General features: G+C 69.7%; 2 protein-coding genes. One reads left to right on the forward strand and one right to left on the reverse strand.

The features are described from left to right. A partial coding sequence (locus J0670_RS38510) for a DHHA1 domain-containing protein (RefSeq protein WP_243438116.1) occupies positions 1-416 on the forward strand: 416 nt, incomplete at its 5' end. 70 nt (positions 417-486) lie between these two features. On the opposite strand, the gene J0670_RS38515 is transcribed toward J0670_RS38510, so the two are convergent. Next, the coding region (locus tag J0670_RS38515) for a GNAT family N-acetyltransferase (protein ID WP_207817417.1) at positions 487-1,105 on the reverse strand (619 nt) is incomplete at its 5' end.

A 1,105-nucleotide genomic window follows, 5' to 3' on the forward strand; every position in this document is an offset into this window, starting at 1 on the left:
AACAGGAACTCGCCCGCCTCCGCGACGCTGAGCTCCGCACCCGCGCCCAGCAGCTCGCCGCCTCCGCCCGCGCCGTCCCCGGTGGCAGGATCGTCACCGAGAAGGTGACGGGCCTCGGCCCCGACGAGCTCCGTACCCTCGCCACCAACACCGCCGACTTCCTTCCAGACGACCGCGCTGTCGTCATCCTCGGCACCGAACACGGCGGCAAGGCCCTCCTCGCCGCCGCCATCACCCGCAGCCTCCACGACACCGGCACCCAGGCCAGCCAGATCCTCGTTCCGGCCGCTCGCCTCGTCGGCGGCGGAGCCGGTGGCAAGGGCCCCATCGCCAGCGCGGGCGGACGCCACACCGGGGCACTCGACCAGGCGCTCGCCCTCGCGGTCCAGGACGCGAGCCGAGTCCTCAGCCAGTAGAGCCAGGCCAACCGGCACGGGCTGCCTACACCTTTCACCAGGGAGGCCAGCAGCCCGTGCCACCCCTCGGTCAGGCAGCCAGGTTCTTCAACAGGACCACGCTCTCGTAGTTGGTCACATCCCACCTCCACATCCCGACTGGCACGTATCCGCGCCTGCGGTACCAGCCGACCAGCTCGACGGCCTCGACCGACGTATCGATGACAGCCACCGTGGACCCGAGCGCAACGATGCGTTCCTCCGCCAAAGTCAGCAGTCGTTGCCCGAGGCCTGCCCCCTGATACGTGGGATCCACTGCGAGCTGCCAGAATGAGCCCGCTCCGGCCGCGGCCGGATACCCCTTGGGCGTCACGTACGGAGAGGCCACCGTGACCGACCCCACCAGCTCGGTGTCTCGGACCGCGAGCCAGCACTCGCCTTGGGCCAGCCGGTAGGTGGTGTCCTGCACGGACTGGTACGACGCGAAGAAGACGCGACCGGCGGCGGCGTGGTCGGCGTACGCGCGATGCAGGAGCGAGGTGAGTTCCTGTGCGGAATCGTCCTCACCGAAGGGCCGCATCTCGATCGATGCGGCGGGCTTGGTTGAGCGAGCACGGTTACTGCGCGAGATCACGACTCCAAGTGTCGGGCGAATGGTGCGGGGCGGCCTGGCGGGCGGGGGCATCAGGAAGGTCCGTGAATTCGAGGCA

Origin of the sequence: Streptomyces sp. FH025, from assembly GCF_017427025.1 — a bacterium.
Taxonomy (GTDB): Bacteria; Actinomycetota; Actinomycetes; order Streptomycetales; family Streptomycetaceae; genus Kitasatospora.